The organism is Devosia sp., from assembly GCF_028290435.1.
GTDB lineage: Bacteria > Pseudomonadota > Alphaproteobacteria > Rhizobiales > Devosiaceae > Devosia.
This window is the reverse complement of sequence record NZ_JAQGJV010000016.1, coordinates 1-21,451: the sequence shown is the minus strand read 5'-3', so window position 1 is coordinate 21,451 and position 21,451 is coordinate 1. Positions and strand designations below refer to the sequence as shown.

The window sequence follows — 21,451 nt, the reverse complement described above, 5'->3', positions numbered from 1 at the left end:
GTACTGCGCGATGGGCAGATTTTTGGCTGGATGGACGAGTTCAAGTCCGAGGGGTTGGTGCGCCATTACGGCGCCAGCGTCGAGACGGTCGAGGAAGGCCTTATCTGCCTGCAGCATGAGGGCGTAGCGACGCTGCAGATCATCTTCAATATCCTGCGCCAGGACGCGGCCAAAGACCTGCTGCCGCAGGCGGCGGCGCAGAATGTCGGCATTATCGTGCGGCTGCCGCTGGCGAGCGGCTTACTCACCGGCAAATACGACAAGGATACGCGGTTCGACGCCAGCGATCACCGCAATTACAATGCCGACGGCGCGGCGTTTTCGGTGGGCGAAACCTTTTCGGGCATTCCGTTCGAGCGCGGTGTGGAACTGGTGCAGGAGCTGAAAGGGCTGGCGCCCGAGAATGTGCCGCTGGCGCAGGTGGCGCTACGCTGGGTGTTGGATCATCCGCAGGTGAGCACTGTGATCGCGGGTGTCAGCAGGCCGGAGCAATTGGCGGACAATGTCGCGGCGAGCGAGCGGGGGTCGTTGTTTCCGGCGCTGATGGGGCAGATGGCGGAGTGGTATGAGCGCGAAGTGAAGCCGGAGATCCGCGGCGGGGTTTAGTCAGCGGCGGGCTTGCGGCAGACGCGAACCTTACGCCTTCGTCATCGTTGCCCCCTAGCGCATCCTCTTGCGCCTCCCTACCTTGTGCGCAACGCATTCCAAGAAAAGACCCTCCCCATGTCCACTCATGATGCCTTCGAACTCGTCCGCGACGAGCATATTGCCGAGGTCAATTCCCAGGCGAAATTGTATCGCCACAAGAAGACCGGGGCGGAGGTGCTGAGCCTCGTCAATGACGACGAGAACAAGGTATTCGGCATCACCTTCAAGACGCCACCCGAGGATTCGACGGGGATTGCGCATATCCTGGAGCATTCAGTGCTGTGCGGCAGCCGGAAATATCCGGTCAAGAAGCCGTTCGTGGAGCTGATCAAGGGATCGCTGAATACCTTCCTCAATGCCATGACGTTCCCGGATAAGACGGCCTATCCGGTCGCCAGCCAGAACCTGCAGGATTTCTACAACCTGGTGGATGTGTATCTGGACGCGGTGTTCTTCCCGCTGATCAGCGAAGACACGTTCCGGCAGGAAGGCTGGCACTACGAGCTGGAAGATGCAGCCGCGCCGCTGGTCTACAAGGGCGTGGTGTTCAACGAGATGAAGGGGGTGTTCTCCTCCCCCGACAGCGTGATGCGCGATATTTCGCAGCGTTCGCTTTATCCCGATATCACCTATGGCAAAAGTTCGGGTGGCGATCCGAAAGCGATCCCGGATTTGAGCTATCAGCAGTTCAAGCGCTTCCATGAGAAGTTCTATCATCCGTCCAATGCGCGGGCGTTCTTTTCCGGCGATGATGACGCCGGGGAACGGTTGAGCATTCTGGACGCCTATTTCTCGGAATTCGATCGGGCCCCGGTCGATGCCGAGGTGCAGTTGCAGCCGCGCTTCAACCAGCCGCGTAATATCGTGGCCACCTATGCGGGCACCAAGGAAGACGGCAAGGCGCGCGACGGCATGGTGAGTGTCAACTGGATGATCGATCCGCCGGCGGACAAGACCGAGTCGCTGTCGCATGGCCTGCTGAGCTATATGCTGGCCGGTAATCCGGCGGCGCCGCTACGCAAGGCCTTGACGGATTCGGGCCTGGGCGAAGGCATCACCGGGGGTGGCATTGGCTCGGGCCTGCGTCAGCCGATGGCCAGCTTTGGCATGAAGGGCATCGACGCGGCCGACGCCGGCAAGGTCGAGGCGCTGATCCTGTCGACGCTCGAGCAGATCGCCACCGACGGCATCGACAAGCAGACCGTGGAAGCGGCGCTCAATACGTTCGAATTTTCGCTGCGCGAGAACAATACCGGCTCGTTCCCGCGGGGCATGTCGATGATGTTTTCGGCGCTGGGCACCTGGCTGCATGGCGGCGATCCGCTGGCGCCGCTGGCGTTTGAAAGCGCGCTGACGACCCTTAAGGAAAAAGCCGCGAGCGGCCACTTCGAGAGCGAGATCCGCCGCCTGTTCCTCGACAACATGCACCGCACCACGGTGACGCTGAGCGCCGACGACAAGCAGGGTGCGCGCGATGTGGCGGCGGAGGAGGCGCGGCTGGCCAAGGTGCGCGCGCGGCTCGATGTCGAGGCGATCAAGGCGGTGATTGCCGATACCGAGAAGCTGAAGGCGCTGCAGGAAGCGGTCGACGACCCGGCGCAGTTGGCCAAGATTCCGACGCTGGGGCTGGCCGATCTGGAGCGGACAATCCGCACGGTGCCGATCGATATCGGCGCGCTGGCTGGCACCAAGCTTTTCTATCACGACCTGCCGACGCTGGGTATTTTGTACCTCGATCTGGGGTTCGACCTGCATGTGCTGGACAAGGGCCTCTTGCCTTATCTGCCGCTGTTCGGGCGGGCGCTGATGCAGACCGGCACGAGCAAGGAAGATTTCGTGTCGCTGACGCAGCGCATCGGACGCTCGACTGGCGGCATTGCGCAGCATCGGGGCCTTTCCGCGCGGCAGAACGATAGCGGCAGCGCCGCGTGGTTTTTCCTGTCGGGCAAGGCGGTGCCGGACAAAGTCGAGGAAATGCTCGCCATCATGGGCGATGTGCTGCTCGACGCGCGGCTCGATAATCGCGAGCGCTTCAAGCAGATGGCGCTGGAGGAAAAGGCCGGGTTCGAAGCGCGGCTGGTGCCGTCGGGTAATTCGATTGTCGATACGCGGCTGAAATCTGGACTGACGGAAGCGAGCTGGATCGCCGAACAGATGGGGGGCATCAGCTATCTCAATTTCGTACGCGATCTGGTCAAGCGGATCGATAGCGACTGGGACAGTGTGCAGGCGGCGCTGAAGCGTATTCGCGATACGTTGTTCAATCGTGGGCGGGCGGTGGTGAATGCCACGGCGGACGCTTCGATTTGGGGCCGGGCACAGGGCGAAGTCGCTTCGTTCCTCGAACGCCTGCCAAGTGGCAATCTGGCATTGGCCGACTGGAGCGTGGATTTCAAGCCGCGTTCGGAAGGGCTGATCATTCCGGCGCAGGTCAATTATGTGGGCAAGGGCGCCAATCTCAAGGCGCTCGGGTTCGACCTGACGGCGGCGTCGAGCGTGGCGATCAAGTTCCTCAATACCACCTATCTGTGGGACAAGGTGCGCGTGCAGGGCGGGGCCTATGGCGGATCGAGCCGGTTCGACCTCACCTCCGGCAATTTCTCGTTTTTGAGCTATCGCGATCCGAACTTGCTCAAGACCCTTGATGCCTATGACGGAGCCAGCAAGGCGCTCAATGCCGGGATTGGCGACAATGACCTGACACGCTCGATCATCGGCGTGATCGGCGACATGGATGGCTATGAATTCCCAGACGCCAAGGGCTATTCGTCGATGTGGCGGCAATTGACCGGCACGACAGAAGCCCTGCGCCAGCAGCGGCGCGATGAAGTGTTGAACACCTCGGTGGCCGACTTTAAGGCGCTGGCCGAGGCCGTGGATGCGGTCCGCGACAAGGGCCATGTGGTGGTGCTGGGCGGGGAAGCCGCGATCACCGGTGCTAACGGGAAGCGGCCGGGGCTGCTTGAAGTCACCAAGGTGCTATAAATGATCTGGGTAACGGCTCTGGTCTGGCTTGTGCTGGTCATCTAGGGCCCGGTGGTCTCGAACCGATCCGGGCTGGCCGCGTTGTCTCTCCTCCACAGGAGAGACAATCATGGTCACCAAAGCGATTTACGCCAGCATGAAAGCCAAGCCGGGCAAGGAAGCCGAAGTGGAGACATTCCTGAAGGGGGCGCTGCCGCTGGTGCAGGCGGAACCCGGCACCGTCACCTGGTACGCGCTCAAGGAAGGGGGCGGCCGCTATTCGATCTTCGATACGTTCGAGGATGATGGCGGCCGGGACGCCCATCTCAACGGCAAGGTAGCGGCAGCGCTGATGGCCAAGGCGGACGAATTATTCGCCGAGCCGCCCAGCATCAACAAAATCGATATCCTGGCCGACAAATAGTCAGATCATCTCCAGCGAGGCCTTCCGGCGCGGCGGCGGGAAGGCCTTGTCGAGCTTGGCGAGATCGGTCTCGGTCAGCTCGATATCCAACGCGCCGAGATTTTCGCTGATGCGGTCGGCGCGGCTGGTTTTGGGGATGGCGACGATACCGGGTTGGCGCAATACCCAGGCCAGAGCGATCTGGGCTGGGGTGGCGGCGTGATTGCGGGCGATTTCGGTCAGTATGGGGTGATCGAGGAGCGCGCCCTGTTCGATGGGTGAATAGGCCATGATCGGCAGCGAGCGGCGCTGGGCTTGCGGCAGCAGATCGAATTCGATGCCGCGGCGGGTGAGGTTGTAGAGCACCTGATTGGCCGCGCAGCGCTTGGAGAGAGCGTCGAGTTCGACTATGTCGGCGGGGTCGAAATTGGACACGCCCCAGCGCAGGATTTTGCCGGCGGCGACGAGATCCTCCAGGGCGCGAACGGTTTCGGACAGCGGCACCGAGCCGCGCCAATGCAGCAGGTACAGATCGAGCCGGTCGGTGCCGAGGCTGCGCAGGCTCGCTTCACAGGCAGCGATGGCCTTGGCTCGCCCGGCATTGGAAGGCAGCACCTTGCTGACGAGGAAGGTGTCGTCGCGGCGGCCCGCAATGGCTTCGCCCAGCACGCGCTCGGCGCCGCCAGCACCATACATTTCGGCGGTGTCGAACAGGGTCACGCCTTCATCGAGCCCGGCGCGCAGGGCGGCGATTTCGGCGGTGGTATCGGAATTGCGCTCGCCCATTTTCCAGGTGCCGAGGCCGAACACGGGAATCGGTGTGCCATCGGGCAGGGGCGTGGTGGGGATTTCGCGCATGATCGGCTCACCTTGATTGTCGAGGGGGCAACCTGATGCGACTATGCCTCGTTCCATTGCGCAAGTGGGAAAACTCATCGCCATGCTGCTGGACCGTAATCTGCATATCCGCGCCATCGATGCCTTCATCGATCCATCGACGCCCAAGGCGCGGGCGATCGTGACGCATGGGCATGCCGATCATGCACGCAGCGGGCATGGCGCGGTGCTGGCGACGCCGGACACCATTGCCATCATGAAGGTGCGCTATGGCGAGGATTGCGCGGGTTCGTTCGAGCCGCTGGAATTCGGCGTACCCCGGCAGATCGACGATGTGACGATCACGCTTTATCCGGCCGGGCATGTGCTCGGATCGGCCCAAGTGCTGATCGAACAGGATGGGCAAAGGGTAGTCGTAACGGGGGATTACAAGCGGCTCGCCGATCGGACGGCGCAACCCTATGAGCTGGTCAAATGCGATCTGCTGGTGACCGAGGCGACGTTTGGGCTGCCGGTGTTTCAGCATCCCCATCCCAGCGTCGAGATCGGGCGGTTGCTGAAATCAGTGGCGGACCAGCCGGAGCGTTGTCACTTGGTCGGCAGCTACGCCCTGGGCAAGGCGCAGCGGGTGATTGGGCTGTTGCGCGATGCAGGGTGGGACGAACCGATCTATCTGCATGGGGCGATGATCCGGCTGTGCGAACTGTACCAGGAGCTTGGCGTGGAACTGGGCGATTTGCGTCCGGCGACCGGCACGGTGAAAGCCGAGATGGCGGGGCAGATCGTGATTGCGCCGCCTTCGGCGATCCGCGACCGATGGAGCCGTCGGTTTCCCGATCCGGTGGTTTGCCAGGCCTCGGGCTGGATGAGCGTCAAGCAGAGGGCGCGGCAGGCATTGGTCGAATTGCCGCTGGTGATCTCTGACCATTGCGACTGGGGCGAATTGCGCCAGACCATCATGGAGACCGAGGCCAAGACCGTGTGGGTGACGCATGGGCGCGAGGATGCGCTGGTCTATTGGTGCCGGCAGCAGGGCTTGCAGGCCGAGCCGCTCAATATCCAGGGTTTTGAGGACGATGGCGGGGAGGGCGAGGAATGAAGCGGTTTGCCCAATTGCTTGAGCTGCTGGCGCTGACGCCGTCGCGCAATCGTAAGATTGTGGCGCTGACGCAGTATTTTGCCGAGACGCCGGACCCGGATCGTGGCTTCGCGCTAGCGGTGCTGACCGGGGCGCTGACGTTTCGCAATGTGAAGCCGGCGCTGCTCAAGGATATCGTGCTGGCCGAGGTCGATCCGACGCTGTTCGCAATGAGTTATGATTATGTGGGCGATCTGGGGGAGACCATCGCACTGATCTGGCCGCATCATGGTGAGCAGAGCGATCTACCGTCGCTGACCGATTTGATCGAGCTGTTCAATACGACCAGCAAGAGCGAATTACCCAAGCTGATCGCCTCACTGCTGACGCGGGCGGGGATCAATGAGCGCTGGGCGTTGGTGAAGTTGGCGACGGGGGCGCTGCGAATCGGGCTTTCGGCGCGGTTGGCCAAGACGGCGCTGGCGGAGATGAGCGGCAAGGATTTGCAGGAAATTGAGGAGGTATGGCACGGGCTGAAGCTGCCCTATCTCGATCTGTTCGCGTGGCTCGATGGCAAGGCCGATCGACCCGATATTGACCAATCGGCGCGGTTTCATCCGCTGATGCTGTCCAATCCGATCGATGAAGAAAAAGACCTCGCCAAGCTCGTGCCGAAGGATTTTTCGGCGGAGTGGAAGTGGGACGGGATTCGGGTGCAACTGGTGCTCGGGGGCGGCACGGTGTCGCTGTTTTCGCGCACCGGGGACGATATTGCGACGGCGTTCCCCGATATCGTGGACAATGTCAGCGGGCTGGCGGTGCTGGATGGGGAATTGCTGGTCGGCAAGAATTTTGAGCCGGGCAGTTTCAACGATCTGCAGCAGCGGCTGAACAAGAAGGTCGCCTCGGCCAAGCATCTCAAGGAAAGCCCGGCTTTCATTCGGGTCTATGACATGCTGTTCGATGGGCGGCAGGATGTGCGGGCGCTGGACTGGACGCAGCGGCGGGCACGGCTGGAGGCCTGGATGGCGGCCAATCCGCAGACGCGGCTGGACTTGTCCGAGGTTCTGCCATTTGGGGATTGGGACGATCTGGCGCGGATGCGGCGGCAAGGTGCCGACGAGTATGGGCACGAGGGGGTGATGATCAAGCTGCGCAGCTCACCCTATGTGCCGGGGCGGCCCAAGGGCTATTGGTTCAAGTGGAAGCGTGATCCCAACGTGGTGGATGCGGTGCTGATGTATGCGCAGCGCGGGCATGGCAAGCGCAGTTCGTTTTATTCGGATTACACGTTCGGCGTCTGGAAGGGCAACGAGATCGTGCCGATCGGTAAGGCGTATTTCGGGTTCACTGATGAGGAGCTGAAGCTGCTGGACAAGTGGGTGCGGGCCAATACGATCCAGAGTTTCGGGCCGGTGCGCGAAGTGAAGAAGGAACTGGTATTCGAGGTGGCGTTCGACTCGGCACAGCAGAGCACGCGGCATAAGTCGGGGGTGGCGCTGCGGTTTCCGCGCATCAACCGGATCCGCTGGGACAAGCCGGCGAGCGAGGCGGGGACGCTGGAGGATATGGCCGTGTTCGTGGCGGCCAGCTAGGAGGATGTCGTGTCATCGCGGTCAATTCACGTGAAGATCGTCGCGCTGGAAAAGCAGATGGCCCAGGCCGCCGAGGCGATGGACTTCGAAACCGCGACCCGGTTGCGCGACGAGATTGCGCATCTGCGCGGCGAAATGCCCGAAGTGCCGAAGGTGGATGATGAGGGTGGGTTCACCACCACGGTCAGCCAGCCGCCGCCGGGGGCAATGGGGCTGGGCACCAATGTGCCGGTGCGCCAGCCGCCCAAGGGCTGGGTCAAGCCGAAGAAGCCGGATTTCATGACGAAGAATACCAAGCCGAAAGGTGGCCGCTAACCCGCCTTGGCCATCCGGTCATCCGCCAGCTTCTTGATTTCGCGCAGTTCGGCGATGGTGGTCTGCAAATCCTCCAACTGGCCTTCCAGCGAGGTCAGGCGTTCCTGGACCATGCCCGCCAAAAGGTGGACCTGCTGGTTGCGGTCGGCGTCGTAGAGGCTGAGATAATCGGAAATATCGCGCAGCGAAAAGCCGAGGCGTTTGCCGCGCAGGATCAGGATCAGCCGGGCGCGATCGCGGCGGCGGAAGATGCGGGTGGCGCCGACACGTTCGGGCGAAATCAGGCCCTTAGCCTCGTAGAAGCGCAGGGCGCGGGTCGAAATGCCGAATTCGCGGGCGAGATCGGCAATGGCGAACAGGTCGCGACTTTCGGGCTCCAGGCGGTTCATGGCTTGGCCGCCTTCATCGCCTGATACTCGGTGCGCAGCTCCTTTTTGGACAGCTTGCCGATCAGGGTTTTGGGCAGGGTGTCCTTGAAGATGAACTCGCGCGGCATTTCGATCTTGCTGATGGTCTTGGTGAGGAAGGTCTTGAGATCGGCCTCGGTGACGCTCCGGCCGGGCTTGAGCTTGATGAAGGCGACCGGCGCTTCGCCGCGATAGCTGTCGGGGACGCCGATGACACTGGTTTCGTCGACCGCCGGATGGGTCATCAGCGCTTCTTCGATGATGCGCGGATAGATCTTGAAGCCAGAACAGATGATGAGGTCCTTGATGCGATCGACAAGGAAGACATAGCCTTCATCGTCCATATGGCCGACGTCGCCGGTGCGCAGCCAGCCATCCTGGAAGGCGCCGCGGCTGGCCTCGTCATCCTTGTAATAGCCGGCCATGACCTGGGGGCCCTTGACCTGAAGCTCGCCATTTTCGCCGATGCCGACGACGTTTCCGGTGTCGGGATCGACAAAGCGGATATCGGTGCCTGGCAGCGGCATGCCGATGGACATTGGCTTTGAGGGAACGCGCAGGGCGGCGCAGCACACCACGGGCGAGGCCTCGGTCAGGCCATAGCCTTCAGCCAAGAGGGCCGAGGACTTCTTGACATATTCGGCGCGGATTTCGTCGCTGAGCGCGGCGCCGCCGGAAATGGCGACCTCGATGCTTTTGAGGTGCTCGCTGGTGGCGCTGTCGGCGCGGGCGATGGCGGTGAGCAGGGTGGGTACGGCAGGCAGGATATTGGCGCGGGTGCGCACGAGCAGGGCCAGCAGGTCCTTGAGGTCGAAGCGCGGCAGCATGACGATCTGGGTGCCGTTGCACAGGGGCACGTTCATGCAGACCGTCATGGCAAAGATATGGAAGAACGGCAGCACGGCGACGACCTTGGAGGGCGGGTAGAAAATGCCGCCGCCCCATTTGTCGATCTGGCTCATATTGGCCGCGATATTGGCGTGGGTGAGCAGGGCGCCCCGCGGCACGCCGGTGGTGCCGCCGGTATATTGCTGGACGGCTATGTCCTTGGTGGCGTCGATGACCACGGCGGACGGGGTCTCGTGGCGAGAGATCATCTCGTCGAAATAGCTGATGCTGCGGGCAATGCGCGACCTGCTGGGCCGGGACAGGTCCTTGCGCTTGACGAGCGAGTAGAGGACCTTCTTGACCAGCGGCAAGGCATCGGGGAAGTGGCAGACCACGACCGACTTGATGTGGCCCTGCTCGACCAAGGCTTCGGCCTTTTCAAAGATCATCTTGAGATCAAGGGTAATCAGCACCTCCGCATCGGCGTTTTCGGCGATGTGGCTCAGCTCCTTGATGGTGTAGAGCGGATTGCAATTGACCACGATGCCACCGGCGCGCAGCACGCCGTAATAGGCGATGGGATAGAATGGCGTATTGGGCAGCATCAGCATGACGCGGCTGCCCTTGGTCACGCCGAACTGGTGCTGCAGGGCGCCGGCAAAAGCGATGATCTTGCGGGCCAAATCACCGAAACTGGTGGTGCCGCCCATGAAATCCATGGCGGGGGCGAAGGGGTCCTTGGCGCAGGCGGCTAGCACTTGCTCATGCACCGGGCGCGTATCGATGGCAACGTCCCAACGAATGCCGTCGGGATAGCTCCCAATCCAGGGCCGCAGGGGTGTCGGCACGGACGTGTCGAGTGCGGTATCCATCAGATATCCTCCAGGGGCGCTGCCGGCGTCCGCTTGGCGCGGATCGAGTTGGGGTAACTATCCCACGGCTTTACGTTAGCGTCAAACAGGTGCCCGGGATTTTGGAGGGCGCTCGGATCGCGTCGCACACCATGAATAGATGACGTTTCGGATCGTTGGTTGACGTAAACGTCAATTGGAATAAACTGTCGGTCAATCGTTAAGAGACGGCGCGCTATGATGAGTGCGGCCTTGCGTGACTATGCTGGCGTCAGTCGGCTCTTCGCCTGGGTTTGGGGAATGCGACGTCATCCGGGGCAACGGATGCGGCGCCGAGGAGGGGACGACATGACACTCGCACTTATCGTGATCAGTCTGGTCGCGGCTGCGGTTCTGGCGGTGCGCCAGTCGCCGCTGTGGCAATGGGGCGTGGCGGCGCTGGTGATCGGCCTGCTGACGCGCGTGGATTTCACCGGCGCGGGCGCGATGTTCGCGACCGATATCGGCGGGCTGATCCTGGTGCTGCTCCCGGCAATCATTCTGCTGCTGCTGTCGGTCGAGGCCATCCGCAAGAGCGTGGTGACGCGGCCGGTTTACGGCATGGTCAAATCCATTCTCCCACGGGTGAGCCGCACCGAACAGGAAGCGCTCGATGCCGGCACAGTGGGGTGGGATGCGGAGCTGTTTTCGGGCCGCCCCGACTGGACCAAGCTGACATCGATCCGGCCACTGACGCTGAGCAAGGACGAGCAGGCGTTTTTAGACGGACCTGTCAATACCGTCTGCAAGATGATCGATGATTGGGATACGCGCCATAACCGCAGCGATCTGTCGCCGGAAGTGTGGCAGTTCCTCAAGGACAACGGCTTCCTGGGCATGTTGATCGGCAAGGAGCATGGCGGGCTGGGTTTCACCGCGCAGGCGCAGTCGATGATCGTGTCCAAAGTCTCAAGCCGCTCGGTTGCAGCCGGCATTACCGTGATGGTGCCCAACTCGCTCGGGCCCGGCGAATTGCTGGAAAAATACGGCACCGACGAACAGAAGAAAAAGTATCTGCACCGGCTGGCCAAGGGATTGGAAGTGCCGTGCTTTGCGCTTACCGGGGTGCATTCGGGCTCCGATGCCGGTGGCATGCGCGATATCGGCATCGTCACCAAGGGCATGTACGAGGGCAAAGAAGTGCTCGGCGTGCGCCTGTCCTGGGACAAGCGCTATATTACGCTGGCGCCGGTAGCGACGCTGGTGGGCCTGGCCTTCATCATGCACGATCCGGATAACCTGCTGGGCCGAGGCGAGAAGATCGGCATCACACTGGCGCTGGTGCCATCGGCCCATCCGGGCGTCGAAATCGGACGGCGGCATTACCCATCGCGGCAGGCCTTCATGAACGGGCCGACCAAGGGCACCGACGTGTTCGTGCCCATGGAGTTCCTGATCGGCGGCACCGACTATGCCGGACAGGGCTGGCGCATGCTGATGGAGTGCCTGTCGACCGGGCGGGCGATTTCGCTGCCGGCCATCGGCTCGATCTCGATCAAGCAGAGCCTGCGCGTCAGTTCCGCCTATGCGCGGGTGCGGCGGCAGTTCGGCATTCCCGTGGGCATTATGGAAGGCGTGGCCGAGCCGCTGGGGCGGATGGTCAAGAACGCCTACACGTTCGAGGCGGCGCGGCGGCTGACGGCCTCCATGGTGGACGAAGGCCAGCGGCCGGCGGTAATTTCGGCGCTGCTGAAATATCGCGCCACCGAGGCGATGCGAGAGAGTCTGGACGACGCGTTCGACATTCATGGTGGACGGGCGATCCAGGACGGGCCGACGAACTATCTGTTCGGCTCCTATATGGCGACGCCGGTGGCGATCACCGTGGAGGGCGCCAATATTTTGACGCGCACGCTGATGACCTTCGCGCAGGGCGTGTTGCGGGCGCATCCGTTCCTCTACAAGGAAATCGAGTCGGTGCAAAACCCCGACAAGAAGGCCGGGCTCGACGCATTCGACAAAGCCTTTGGCGGCCATACCAGCTTCATGCTGCGCAACATTTTTGCGACCTTCCTGCATGGCGTGTCCGGCGGCGCCTTTGCCTCGACACCCAATGACGGTGAAATGGCGCACTGGTATCGCCAACTGCATCGCTACAGCCAGGTGTTCGCGCTGGTGGCAGATTGGACCACGGTGTTCCTGGGCGGCGCGCTCAAGCGCAAGCAGATGATTTCGGGGCGGATGGCCGATATCCTGGGCGATCTCTACCTGATGTCGGCCACGCTCAAGCGCTATGACGAGGAAGGCCGGATTGCCGAGGACAAGATCGTCGTCGATGCGATCATGGCCGACCGGATCGCGGCGATGGAAAAGGGATTCGGCGAGATTTTCGCCAATTTCCCCAATGGGCCGATGGCCAATGCGATGCGCTTCCTCTGCTTCCCGCTGGGGCGGCACGCCAAGCCCGCGACCGACCGGATCAATTATCGTTTCGTGCGCGCCGTGCTGCGGCCCGGTGCGTTCCGTGACCGGCTGACCACGGGGACCTTCGTATCGATGGACCCCAATGACATTACCGGCGTTCTGGAAGATGCCTTGATCAAGGTGACGGAGGCCGAGGAGATCGAGGCCAAGTTCTCCAAGGCGGCGCGCAAGGGCGTGTTCGAGCGGCGGCTGGATCGCGATGCGATTGCCGATGCGGTCGCGGCGGGTGTGCTCAACGACAACGAGGCCGGCATCATGCGGGCGGCGGATGAAGCCACCAACCGCGTGGTGAAGGTGGACGATTTTTCGCCGGATGAGCTGGCGGCCGAGCATCATCGCAAGGCGGCGGAGTAGGCCTGGATCAGCCAGTCGACACCCTCCCCCTTGAGGGGAGGGATCAAGGATGGGGGGAGCTCAGGCTAAACTGGGACCCAGTTCGCGGAGCGTTCCCCCCACCCCTAACCCCTCCCCTCAAGGGGGAGGGGAACAAGAGGAGCTAAGATGTTTCAGCCTAAGGTGACGCAGACCAAGCATTGGCACTTCGCCATCGACGTGGAGCAGCTGGGCTGGCTGACCATCAATACGCAAGGTGCGCCGGTCAATACGCTGAGCCGCGAGGCGATCACCGAGCTCGAGGGCCTGGTGGCGCAATTCGAGGACTTGGCCAATTCCAGGGAACTGGTCGGCGTCATCCTGCTGTCGGGCAAGGATAGCGGCTTTATCGCTGGTGCTGACGTCTCCGAATTCGACGCCATGAGCGACTTCTCGGTACTGCCCGAAGCGCTGAAGCGTACGCATGCGTTGTTCCAGCGGATCGAGAATTTGAAGATCCCGATGATCGCCGGCATTCACGGCTTCTGCCTCGGCGGCGGGCTGGAGCTGGCGCTGGCGTGCCACTACCGCATCGCCGTCAATGACGACAAGACGCGGATCGGCTTCCCCGAAGTCGGCCTCGGCATTTTCCCGGGTTTCGGCGGCACTGGCCGCTCGATCCGGCAGGCCGGTCCGGTCGATGCCATGGGGATCATGCTCACCGGTCGCATGCTCAAGGCTGGCGCCGCGCGCGGCATGGGCCTCGTGGACAAGCTGGTGCGCCATCGCGACATGCTGGGCTGGGAAGCCCGCAAGGCCGTCCTGCAGAAGCGCAAGTCGGGTACTGCCGGCTTCACCAAGCGCATCATGGGCATGGGACCGCTGCGCGGTTACGCCGCCAGCAAGATGCGCGACGAGGTCGCCAAGAAAGCCCGCAAGGAACATTATCCGGCTCCTTATGCGCTGATCGACCTGTTCGAAAAGCACGGCAATGACTGGCAGGCCATGAGCCGCGGCGAGATCGAACCCTTCGTGCCGCTGATGGGCACCGATACGGCGGCCAATCTGCGCCGGGTGTTTTTCCTCTCCGAAAGCCTCAAGAAGCAGGGCCTGAAGGGCGCTAAGTTCGCCCGGGTGCATGTTATCGGCGCGGGTGTGATGGGCGGCGATATTGCGGCCTGGTGCGCGTTGCGCGGCATGAGCGTGACGCTGCAGGATCTGGATATGGAGCGCATCAAGCCGGCGCTGGATCGCGGGAAGGCCCTGTTCAAGAAGCGGCTGCGCAAGAGATACGAAATCGACGCGGCCGTGATGCGGCTGGAGGCCGATCCCACCGGCAAGGGCGTGAGCCGGGCCGATGTGATCATCGAGGCGGTGGTCGAAAAGCTTGAGGTCAAGCAGGCCATCTTCGCCGGACTGGAAGACAAGCTCAAGCCGGGTGCGATCCTCGCCACCAATACCTCTTCGATCGAGCTGGAGCGGATTGCCGAAAAACTCAAGGACCCGGCACGGCTTATAGGGCTGCATTTCTTCAATCCGGTGGCGCAGCTGCCGCTCGTCGAGGTCATTCGCTCGACCTTCAATACCGATGCCGAAATCGGCAAGGGCGCGGCCTTTGCGCTGGCCATCGGCAAGAGTCCGGTGGTGGTGAAATCGGCGCCGGGGTTCCTCGTGAACCGGGTGCTGATGCCCTATATGCTGGCGGCCGTGGAGCGGGTGCAGCGCGGCGAAAGCAAGCAACTTTTGGACGCGGCCGCCGTGGCGTTCGGCATGCCGATGGGGCCGATCGAGCTGATGGACACCGTTGGGCTGGATGTCGGCAAGTCGGTGGCCAAAGAATTGGGCCATGCGGTGGGCGACAATACCCAATTCGCCGATCTGGTGGCGGCCAACAAACTCGGTCGCAAGAGCGGCGAGGGCTTTTACAAGTGGGTCGACGGCAAGGCGGTCAAGGGGCCGGTGCCGGAGGGGCGTGACATGGCGGCGCTTGGCCGCGAGCTGGTCAAGCCGCTGATCGACATGAGCGAGATTGTGGTGGCCGAAGGCGTTGTCGCCAATGCCGACCTTGCCGATATCGGCGTGATCATGGGAACGGGTTTTGCGCCCTTCCTCGGCGGGCCGATGCGCGCGCGTAGAGATGGGAAAGCCTGAGATGACCGAACTTCGCAGAGTTGCCATTGTCGGCTCGGCCCGCATTCCCTTTGCGCGCGGCCACACCGCCTACCAGGATGAGACCAATCTTTCGATGCTCTCCACCGTACTGGGCGGGCTGGCGGATAAATATGGGCTCAAGGGCGAGAAGATCGACGAGGTGATGGCTGGCGCCGTCATCGGCCATAGCCGCGATTTTAATCTCGCGCGCGAAGCCAGCCTCGATGCCGGGCTGTCGCCGCGCACGCCGGGGACGACGATGCAGATCGCCTGCGGCACCAGCCTGCAAGCGGCATTGGTAGTCGGCGCCAAGATTGCTTCGGGGGAAATCGAGAGCGGGATCGCCGCGGGTTCGGATACCGTCAGCGATAGTCCCATCGTGTTCGGCACGAAGTTTCAGCATCGGATGATCGAACTGTCGCGGGCGCGGACGACGGGTGAGAAGTTCAAGACCTTCAAGGGGTTCTCGTTCGGCGAGCTGACGCCGGTGGCGCCCTCGGTCAACGAGCCGCGTACCGGCATGTCAATGGGCCAGCATTGCGAATTGATGGCGCGGCAATGGGGCATTACCCGGCAGGCGCAGGACGAGCTGGCTTATAGGAGCCACCAGAACGCCGCCAAGGCCTATGACGAGGGTTTTCACGATGACCTGCTGGTGCAATGCGCCGGGCTAGCGCGCGACAACAATGTGCGCGCCGATACGACGCTCGAAAAGATGGCCACGATGAAGCCGGCCTTCGACAAAACCTCAGGCCATGGCACCCTGACGGCGGCCAATTCGACGCCGCTGACCGATGGGGCCTCCTCGGTGCTGCTGGCGAGCGAAGATTGGGCCAAGGCGCGCGGCCTACCGGTGCTGGCCTATCTGACCATGGGCCGCGTCGCGGGCAATGACTTCGCCCATGGCGAAGGGCTGCTGATGGCACCGACGATTGCAGTGTCGGAACTGCTGGCGCGGGCGCGTTTGAGCTTTGACGATATCGACTATTTCGAGCTGCACGAGGCCTTCGCGGCGCAGGTGCTGTGCACGCTCGCAGCGTGGAACGACCCGCAATATTGCAAGGATGTGCTTGGGCGCGACCAGGTGATGGGCACGATTGATCCGGCCAAGATCAATGTGAAGGGATCGAGCCTGGCCTATGGCCATCCTTTTGCCGCGACCGGGGCGCGTATCCTGGGGCTGACGGCCAAGCTACTGGCAACGGGTGCTGGCAAGCGCGCGTTGATTTCGGTATGTACCGCGGGCGGGCAGGGTGTGACCGCGCTGGTGGAGCGGGCTGCATGAGCGACAACGTCGTCAAATTCCGGCGCATCGAGAAGAACCCGGAAAAGCCACCCAAAAAGGACTTCAAAGCGCCCAGTTGGCTGGCCTGGGTCGTCCTGGTACTGGTGGCCTGCGCCATCGTGGCGTTGCAGCAATCGGGTGTGCTTGGGCGATAGCTCGGCTTGACAGTAAGCGGCATCGTGCCAAGCTAGGGGCAGGAGGTCCGCGATGACCAATAAGCTCGATCCAATTATTTCCGAGTTCGAGACCCAGGAACAGGCCGACAGCTACGACAAGTGGTTCCGGGAACAGGTGCGGGCGTCGATCGCCGACAAACGCCCTGGCGTCCCGCACGACGAAGCGATGGCGAGGATTCGCAAGCTATTCGAGAGGCCGCGAAGAAGTCAGCCTGATGCTTCAGATCATCTGGAGCGAGACGTCCCTCGAAAAGCTTGAGGCCATCGTCAGCTACACCGGCCAATTCGATGAGCGTGCCGCGGCGGCTCTCCACGACCGCATTGAGGATGCCGTATTACCCTTGTCACAGCATCCCTATCTTGGGCGCCCGGGGCGGGAAGATGGCACCAGAGAGCTGGTCGTCCATCCCAATTACATCGTTATTTATTAAGTTCGGCTCGACGATGTACAGATCGTCTCCATCCTGCACGCCCGCCAGGAATATCCCTGAAAAAATCCTTGGGCAGTTGACGTTTAGGTCAAGGTTTTACTTGTCAGTGGACGAAAAGGCAGGATACCGTCCAATCTTCTTGACCAGCGGGTCAAATCCGCCGGCATAGACGAGGGCATCCGGGCCGCAGAGTCTGGAGCACATAATAGCATCAGGAAATAGTCCACAGGAGATGGCACGAGCATGAAATTCACCCAGGTTTTCAAAGCGGTCGCGACCGCAGGCGCCTTGGCGCTGATGATGGTGGGGTCGGCGTCGGCCGTTACCCTCAACCTCGGCAATGGTGGCGAACCCGGTTCGCTGGACCCGCACAAGGTTTCCGGCGATTGGGAAAATCGCATCGTTGGTGAATATCTCGAAGGCCTCGTCGCCGAAGATATCAAAGCCGATCCGATCCCCGGCCAGGCCGAGTCTTGGACGATTTCCGATGACGGCACCGTCTATACCTTCAAGCTGCGTGCCGATGCCAAGTGGAGCGATGGCGTGGACGTGACGGCGCAGAATTTCGTCGATGCGTTCCAGCGCCTGTTCGATCCCAAGACCGCCGCTGAATATGCCTATCTGCAATTCCCGATCAAGAATTCGACCAAAATCGCAGCCGGCGAAATCACCGATTTCAGCCAGCTGGGCGTCAAGGCCATCGACGACAAGACCCTCGAGATCACTCTCGAAGCCTCGACCCCCTATTTCCTCCAGGCGCTGACCCACTACACCGCCTATCCGATCCGCAAGGACATCATCGAGAAATTCGGTGACCAGTGGACGCAGCCCGGCAATATCGTCGGCAATGGCCCCTATAACATCACCGAATGGGTGCCGGGCTCCTACGTCAAGGCCGTCAAGTCGGATACCTATTATGATGCCGCCGATCTCAAGATCGACGAGATCATGTTCGAAAATACCGAAGATCTGACCGCCGCGCTGAACCGCTACCGCGCCGGCGAACTCGATATTTTGACTGACTTCCCGTCCGACCAGTATCAGCTGCTCAAGGACCAGTATCCGGGCCAGGCTCACGTCGCCCCGTTCCTGGGCGTCTACTACTACGTGATGAACCAGTCCAAGCCCCCGCTGAACGATGTCAACATCCGCAAGGCACTGTCGATCTCGGTGATGCGCGATGTGATCGGGCCGGACGTGCTGGGCACGGGCGAACTGCCGGCCTATGGCTGGGTGCCGCCCGGCACCGGCAATTACGACGGCGCGGCTTACGCTCCTGCGTGGTCGACCGAGCCTTATGAGCAGCGCGTCGAAGAAGCCAAGGCGCTGATGGCCGCAGCCGGTTATACCCCGGAAAAGCCGCTCAAGCTGCAGCTGCGCTACAATACCAATGACAACCACCAGCGTATCGCGGTCGCCATTTCCGACATGTGGAAGCAGATCGGTGTCGAGGTCGAGCTGTTCAACGCCGAGACCGCCGTGCACTACGACGCGCTCAATGCCGGTGACTTCCAGGTGGGCCGCGCCGGCTGGCTGCTCGATTATAACGACCCGAGCAATACGCTTGACCTGCTCAAGACTGGCGTCAAGGGCACCGACGGCGTGGTCAATTGGGGCAACAACTATGGCCGTTACTCCAATGCCAAGTATGACGAGCTGATGAACCAGGCCTCGAGCGAACTCGACCTGGTCAAGCGTGCCGGCCTGATGCATCAGGCCGAGGCGCTGGCGATGGACGATTTCGCCAGCATTCCGATCTACTGGTACGTGTCCAAGAACGTTGTTTCGCCCAAGATCACGGGCTTTGAAGACAACGCCAAGGACATCAATCGTATCCGCTGGATGACCAAGTCCGAATAGTCCTGCAAATCGCTGGATCGCGTGTGGACGCACGCGATCCAGCATTCCCTCCGGCCCATGATGGCCGTATGACGGGAAAGGTCACCTCATGATTGCTTACGCGTTCCGTCGCGTCCTATCGGCGATCCCGATAGTTTTCCTCACCATAACGGTGTGCTTTTTCATCCTGCGCCTGGCGCCGGGCGGCCCGTTCGATGGCGAGCGTGCCCTGCCGGCCAATGTGCTCAAGAATTTGCGGGCCCACTATAATCTCGATCAACCGATCCTGACCCAGTTTTTCATCTATGTGGGCGGCGTCCTGCAGGGCGATTTCGGACCGTCCATGGTGATGGAAGATTTTACCGTGTCGCGGCTGCTGTCCATCGGCCTGCCATTCACGCTGATGCTGGGCTTCACTGCCTTTATCGTTGGCACGATTGCGGGCCTGGTCGCCGGGGCGCTGGCGGCGGTGAACCAGAACAGGTGGCCAGACTACCTGCTGGTTTTCGTGGTGCTGATCCCGCTGATTATTCCCAATTTCCTGATGGCCAATCTGGCGCAACTGATTTTCGGGGTCTACCTCGGCTGGCTGCCGGTGGGGGGCTATCGCCCGGGCAGTTATATCAACCTGGTGATGCCCATCATCATCCTCGCCATGCCGCACGGGGCGCGCGTGGCGCGGCTGGTGCGTGGCTCGATGATCGAGGTGCTGGGCACCAATTATATCCGCACTGCCCGCTCCAAGGGGCTGGGCGCGGCGCTGATCCTGACGCGGCATGCGATCAAGCCGGCGCTGTTACCGGTGGTGTCCTATCTGGGACCTGGCCTCAGCTACCTGCTGACCGGCTCGCTGGTGGTGGAGCAGATTTTCGCCCTGCCCGGCATCGGCAAGTACTTCATTACCGCGGCGCTCAACCGGGACTACGGTCTCGTACTGGGCACCACCATTCTATACGTCTTCATCATCCTGGCCCTGAATCTCATCGTCGACGTGCTTTATGCCTGGCTTGATCCAAAAGTGAGGCTGAACTGATGGCCGGTATTACGGGCAAAGACACGGTGCTGACGGCCTATGCGGTAGCGCTCGAACAAGAAGCCCCCAAGGGACGCTCGCTGACGCAGGACGCGTTGCGGCGCCTGTTCGCCAACAAGGCGGCGGTGGTCTCGATTTTCCTCCTCGCCGCGGTGATCCTGATTGCGATCATCGGGCCATATTTCCTGCCCTGGAGCTACGACAAGATCGATTGGACCTCGATCCGAAAGCCGCCCGATTTTGCCAAGGGCCACTTTCTCGGCACCGACCAGAATGGCCGCGACATGGCTGCCCGCATCCTGCAGGGCACGCAGATGTCGCTAACGGTGGCGGGTGTCGCCACCGTGGTGTCGGTGGTTATCGGCATCGCCTACGGCGCCATTGCCGGCTACTTCGGCGGCCGCATCGATGCCGCCATGATGCGCTTCGTCGATATCATGTACGCGCTGCCTTATATCCTGTTTGTCATCATTCTCGTGGTGATTTTCGGGCGCTCGCCGGTGCTGCTGTTTGTGGGTATCGGGTGTCTCGAATGGCTGACCATGGCGCGCATCGTGCGCGGGCAGACCCTATCGATCAAGGAACGCGAGTTCATCGAGGCGGCGCGGGCGGGTGGCGCCAAACCGTTCGCCATCATCTTCCGGCATATCGTTCCGAACCTGACCGGTCCCGTGGTGATCTACGCCACTCTGACCGTGCCCGAGATTATTCTCACCGAGAGCTTCCTGAGTTATCTTGGCCTCGGCGTGCAGGAGCCGCAGACCTCCTTGGGCACGCTGATTTCCTTCGGCGCACCGGTGGCGGAGGCTCTGCCCTGGATGTTGTTCGGCCCGGCACTGTTCCTGGTGCTGATGCTGGTATGTTTTTCCTATATCGGGGATGGCCTGCGCGATGCCCTCGATCCAAAGGATCGCTGAGCTATGAAACAGGTACTTTCCGTCCACGACATGTCGGTGACTTTCGCGCTGCATAACAGCGAAGTGCATGCCGTGCGCGAGATGAACTTCACCCTGGGCGAGGGCGAAACCCTCGCCGTGGTGGGCGAAAGCGGCTCGGGCAAAAGCCAGGCTTTCCTCGCTATCATGGGCCTATTGGCGCGCAATGGGCGCACCGGCGGTCGCGCCATGATGGGGGATGTCAACCTGATCGGCATGGCACCGGACCAGTTGGATCGCTATCGCGGCAAGGATATCGCGATGATCTTCCAGGATCCGATGACCTCGCTCAATCCCAGCCTCAAGGTCAAGACGCAACTCAGCGAAGTGTTGGTCAAGCATCGCGGGTTTGATCAGGACAAGGCGACGAAATCCGCTGTCGAAATGTTGGAGCGGGTTGGCATCCCCGAGCCTGCCAAGCGCGCCAATGCCTATCCGCACCAGCTTTCCGGCGGCATGCGCCAGCGCGTCATGATCGCCATGGCACTACTGTGCCAGCCGAAAATCCTCATCGCCGACGAGCCGACCACGGCGCTGGACGTGACGGTGCAGGCGCAGATGCTCGATCTGTTCAAGACGCTGACCGACGATTTCGGCACCTCGCTGGTGTTGATTACCCACGACCTCGGGGTCGTGGCGGGCGTCGCCGACCGCATGATGGTGATGTATGGCGGGCGCGCGGTGGAGAAGGGGGGTGTGGACGATCTGTTCTACGATCCGCGTCATCCCTATACGCTGGGGCTGCTGCATTCGACGCCGCATATCGCCAAGCGGGCGGCGCGGCTCGATCCGATCCAGGGCCTGCCGCCGAGCCTTGAACATCTGCCCAAGGGCTGCTCGTTCAATCCGCGTTGCGCCTTCGCGTTTGACCGGTGTCTGGTGGAGCGGCCGCCGCTGACC

The 21,451-nt window shown here is 61.9% G+C and carries 19 protein-coding genes; 16 read left to right on the top strand and 3 right to left on the bottom strand.

Annotated features, from left to right (window positions below; genetic code table 11):
* From JWP26_RS04900 to JWP26_RS04890, 3 genes are all read left to right on the top strand, one after another.
* Positions 1 to 606 (top strand): aldo/keto reductase (locus JWP26_RS04900; RefSeq protein ID WP_299724278.1); only part of this gene is annotated, 606 nt, incomplete at its 5' end.
* A gap of 117 nt (positions 607 to 723) precedes the next feature.
* Positions 724 to 3,633, top strand: a complete 2,910-nt coding sequence (locus JWP26_RS04895) for an insulinase family protein (RefSeq protein ID WP_299724276.1) — start codon at positions 724 to 726, stop codon at positions 3,631 to 3,633.
* Positions 3,634 to 3,742: 109 nt separating this feature from the next.
* Positions 3,743 to 4,036: an antibiotic biosynthesis monooxygenase gene (locus JWP26_RS04890; protein ID WP_299724274.1), complete on the top strand. Its 294-nt coding sequence runs from the start codon at positions 3,743 to 3,745 to the stop codon at positions 4,034 to 4,036.
* Here JWP26_RS04890 and JWP26_RS04885 read toward each other — a convergent pair whose 3' ends face one another.
* Positions 4,037 to 4,876, bottom strand: coding sequence for an aldo/keto reductase (locus JWP26_RS04885; RefSeq protein WP_299724284.1), 840 nt, complete (start codon positions 4,874 to 4,876; stop codon positions 4,037 to 4,039).
* A gap of 79 nt (positions 4,877 to 4,955) precedes the next feature.
* Here JWP26_RS04885 and JWP26_RS04880 point away from each other — a divergent pair, with 79 nt between their 5' ends.
* From JWP26_RS04880 to JWP26_RS04870, 3 genes are read left to right on the top strand one after another with little or no spacing between them, the layout of a single operon-like run.
* Positions 4,956 to 5,951, top strand: a complete 996-nt coding sequence (locus JWP26_RS04880) for a ligase-associated DNA damage response exonuclease (RefSeq protein WP_299724282.1) — start codon at positions 4,956 to 4,958, stop codon at positions 5,949 to 5,951.
* The gene (locus tag JWP26_RS04875) at positions 5,948 to 7,525 is read left to right on the top strand and encodes a cisplatin damage response ATP-dependent DNA ligase (protein WP_299724272.1); all 1,578 of its coding nucleotides are present in this window, start codon (positions 5,948 to 5,950) and stop codon (positions 7,523 to 7,525) included. The genes JWP26_RS04880 and JWP26_RS04875 overlap by 4 nt, the downstream gene beginning before the upstream one ends.
* Before the next feature lie 9 nt (positions 7,526 to 7,534).
* The gene (locus tag JWP26_RS04870; protein WP_299724270.1) at positions 7,535 to 7,840 is read left to right on the top strand and encodes a UvrB/UvrC motif-containing protein; all 306 of its coding nucleotides are present in this window, start codon (positions 7,535 to 7,537) and stop codon (positions 7,838 to 7,840) included.
* On the opposite strand, the gene JWP26_RS04865 is transcribed toward JWP26_RS04870, so the two are convergent.
* Positions 7,837 to 8,229, bottom strand: a complete 393-nt coding sequence (locus JWP26_RS04865) for a MerR family DNA-binding protein (RefSeq protein ID WP_299724268.1) — start codon at positions 8,227 to 8,229, stop codon at positions 7,837 to 7,839. The genes JWP26_RS04870 and JWP26_RS04865 overlap by 4 nt on opposite strands.
* Entirely contained in the window at positions 8,226 to 9,947 is a 1,722-nt protein-coding gene (locus JWP26_RS04860) for a long-chain fatty acid--CoA ligase (RefSeq protein WP_299724266.1), read from the bottom strand. The genes JWP26_RS04865 and JWP26_RS04860 overlap by 4 nt, the downstream gene beginning before the upstream one ends.
* A 327-nt stretch (positions 9,948 to 10,274) precedes the next feature.
* On the opposite strand from JWP26_RS04860, the gene JWP26_RS04855 reads away from it, so the two are divergent.
* The 10 genes from JWP26_RS04855 to JWP26_RS04815 form a co-directional block, all read left to right on the top strand.
* A complete protein-coding gene (locus tag JWP26_RS04855; RefSeq protein ID WP_299724264.1) occupies positions 10,275 to 12,743 on the top strand; it encodes an acyl-CoA dehydrogenase in 2,469 nt (822 codons plus the stop codon).
* Between the two features lie 147 nt (positions 12,744 to 12,890).
* Positions 12,891 to 14,852 carry a 3-hydroxyacyl-CoA dehydrogenase NAD-binding domain-containing protein gene (locus JWP26_RS04850; RefSeq protein ID WP_299724262.1) on the top strand — a complete coding sequence of 654 codons (1,962 nt, stop codon included), beginning with the start codon at positions 12,891 to 12,893 and terminating at the stop codon, positions 14,850 to 14,852.
* 1 nt (position 14,853) lies between these two features.
* Positions 14,854 to 16,137 (top strand): acetyl-CoA C-acetyltransferase, encoded by a 1,284-nt coding sequence (locus JWP26_RS04845; protein WP_299724260.1) that lies wholly within the window; start codon positions 14,854 to 14,856, stop codon positions 16,135 to 16,137.
* Positions 16,134 to 16,292, top strand: coding sequence for a hypothetical protein (locus JWP26_RS04840; protein ID WP_299724258.1), 159 nt, complete (start codon positions 16,134 to 16,136; stop codon positions 16,290 to 16,292). The genes JWP26_RS04845 and JWP26_RS04840 overlap by 4 nt, the downstream gene beginning before the upstream one ends.
* Positions 16,293 to 16,344: 52 nt before the next feature.
* Positions 16,345 to 16,572 (top strand): antitoxin, encoded by a 228-nt coding sequence (locus tag JWP26_RS04835; RefSeq protein ID WP_299724256.1) that lies wholly within the window; start codon positions 16,345 to 16,347, stop codon positions 16,570 to 16,572.
* Positions 16,529 to 16,744, top strand: coding sequence for a type II toxin-antitoxin system RelE/ParE family toxin (locus JWP26_RS22390; protein ID WP_367184068.1), 216 nt, complete (start codon positions 16,529 to 16,531; stop codon positions 16,742 to 16,744). The genes JWP26_RS04835 and JWP26_RS22390 overlap by 44 nt, the downstream gene beginning before the upstream one ends.
* Positions 16,745 to 17,041: 297 nt before the next feature.
* On the top strand, positions 17,042 to 18,604 hold the full coding sequence (locus JWP26_RS04830; RefSeq protein ID WP_299724280.1) for a peptide ABC transporter substrate-binding protein: 1,563 nt from the start codon (positions 17,042 to 17,044) through the stop codon (positions 18,602 to 18,604).
* Positions 18,605 to 18,692: 88 nt separating this feature from the next.
* The gene (locus JWP26_RS04825; protein WP_299724254.1) at positions 18,693 to 19,616 is read left to right on the top strand and encodes an ABC transporter permease subunit; all 924 of its coding nucleotides are present in this window, start codon (positions 18,693 to 18,695) and stop codon (positions 19,614 to 19,616) included.
* Positions 19,616 to 20,533, top strand: a complete 918-nt coding sequence (locus JWP26_RS04820) for an ABC transporter permease (protein ID WP_299724252.1) — start codon at positions 19,616 to 19,618, stop codon at positions 20,531 to 20,533. The genes JWP26_RS04825 and JWP26_RS04820 overlap by 1 nt, the downstream gene beginning before the upstream one ends.
* A gap of 3 nt (positions 20,534 to 20,536) precedes the next feature.
* A partial coding sequence (locus JWP26_RS04815; protein WP_299724250.1) for an ABC transporter ATP-binding protein occupies positions 20,537 to 21,451 on the top strand: 915 nt, incomplete at its 3' end.

Excerpts from the sequence above, each read along its gene's own strand:
- JWP26_RS04895 (WP_299724276.1), top strand. The coding sequence starts at position 724 with ATGTCCACTCATGATGCCTTCGAACTCGTCCGCGACGAGCATATTGCC.
- JWP26_RS04890 (WP_299724274.1), top strand. The coding sequence starts at position 3,743 with ATGGTCACCAAAGCGATTTACGCCAGCATGAAAGCCAAGCCGGGCAAG.
- JWP26_RS04880 (WP_299724282.1), top strand. The coding sequence starts at position 4,956 with ATGCTGCTGGACCGTAATCTGCATATCCGCGCCATCGATGCCTTCATC.
- JWP26_RS04875 (WP_299724272.1), top strand. The coding sequence starts at position 5,948 with ATGAAGCGGTTTGCCCAATTGCTTGAGCTGCTGGCGCTGACGCCGTCG.
- JWP26_RS04865 (WP_299724268.1), bottom strand. The coding sequence starts at position 8,229 with ATGAACCGCCTGGAGCCCGAAAGTCGCGACCTGTTCGCCATTGCCGAT.
- JWP26_RS04860 (WP_299724266.1), bottom strand. The coding sequence starts at position 9,947 with ATGGATACCGCACTCGACACGTCCGTGCCGACACCCCTGCGGCCCTGG.
- JWP26_RS04855 (WP_299724264.1), top strand. The coding sequence starts at position 10,275 with ATGACACTCGCACTTATCGTGATCAGTCTGGTCGCGGCTGCGGTTCTG.
- JWP26_RS04850 (WP_299724262.1), top strand. The coding sequence starts at position 12,891 with ATGTTTCAGCCTAAGGTGACGCAGACCAAGCATTGGCACTTCGCCATC.
- JWP26_RS04845 (WP_299724260.1), top strand. The coding sequence starts at position 14,854 with ATGACCGAACTTCGCAGAGTTGCCATTGTCGGCTCGGCCCGCATTCCC.
- JWP26_RS04840 (WP_299724258.1), top strand. The coding sequence starts at position 16,134 with ATGAGCGACAACGTCGTCAAATTCCGGCGCATCGAGAAGAACCCGGAA.
- JWP26_RS04835 (WP_299724256.1), top strand. The coding sequence starts at position 16,345 with ATGACCAATAAGCTCGATCCAATTATTTCCGAGTTCGAGACCCAGGAA.
- JWP26_RS22390 (WP_367184068.1), top strand. The coding sequence starts at position 16,529 with ATGCTTCAGATCATCTGGAGCGAGACGTCCCTCGAAAAGCTTGAGGCC.
- JWP26_RS04830 (WP_299724280.1), top strand. The coding sequence starts at position 17,042 with ATGATGGTGGGGTCGGCGTCGGCCGTTACCCTCAACCTCGGCAATGGT.
- JWP26_RS04825 (WP_299724254.1), top strand. The coding sequence starts at position 18,693 with ATGATTGCTTACGCGTTCCGTCGCGTCCTATCGGCGATCCCGATAGTT.
- JWP26_RS04820 (WP_299724252.1), top strand. The coding sequence starts at position 19,616 with ATGGCCGGTATTACGGGCAAAGACACGGTGCTGACGGCCTATGCGGTA.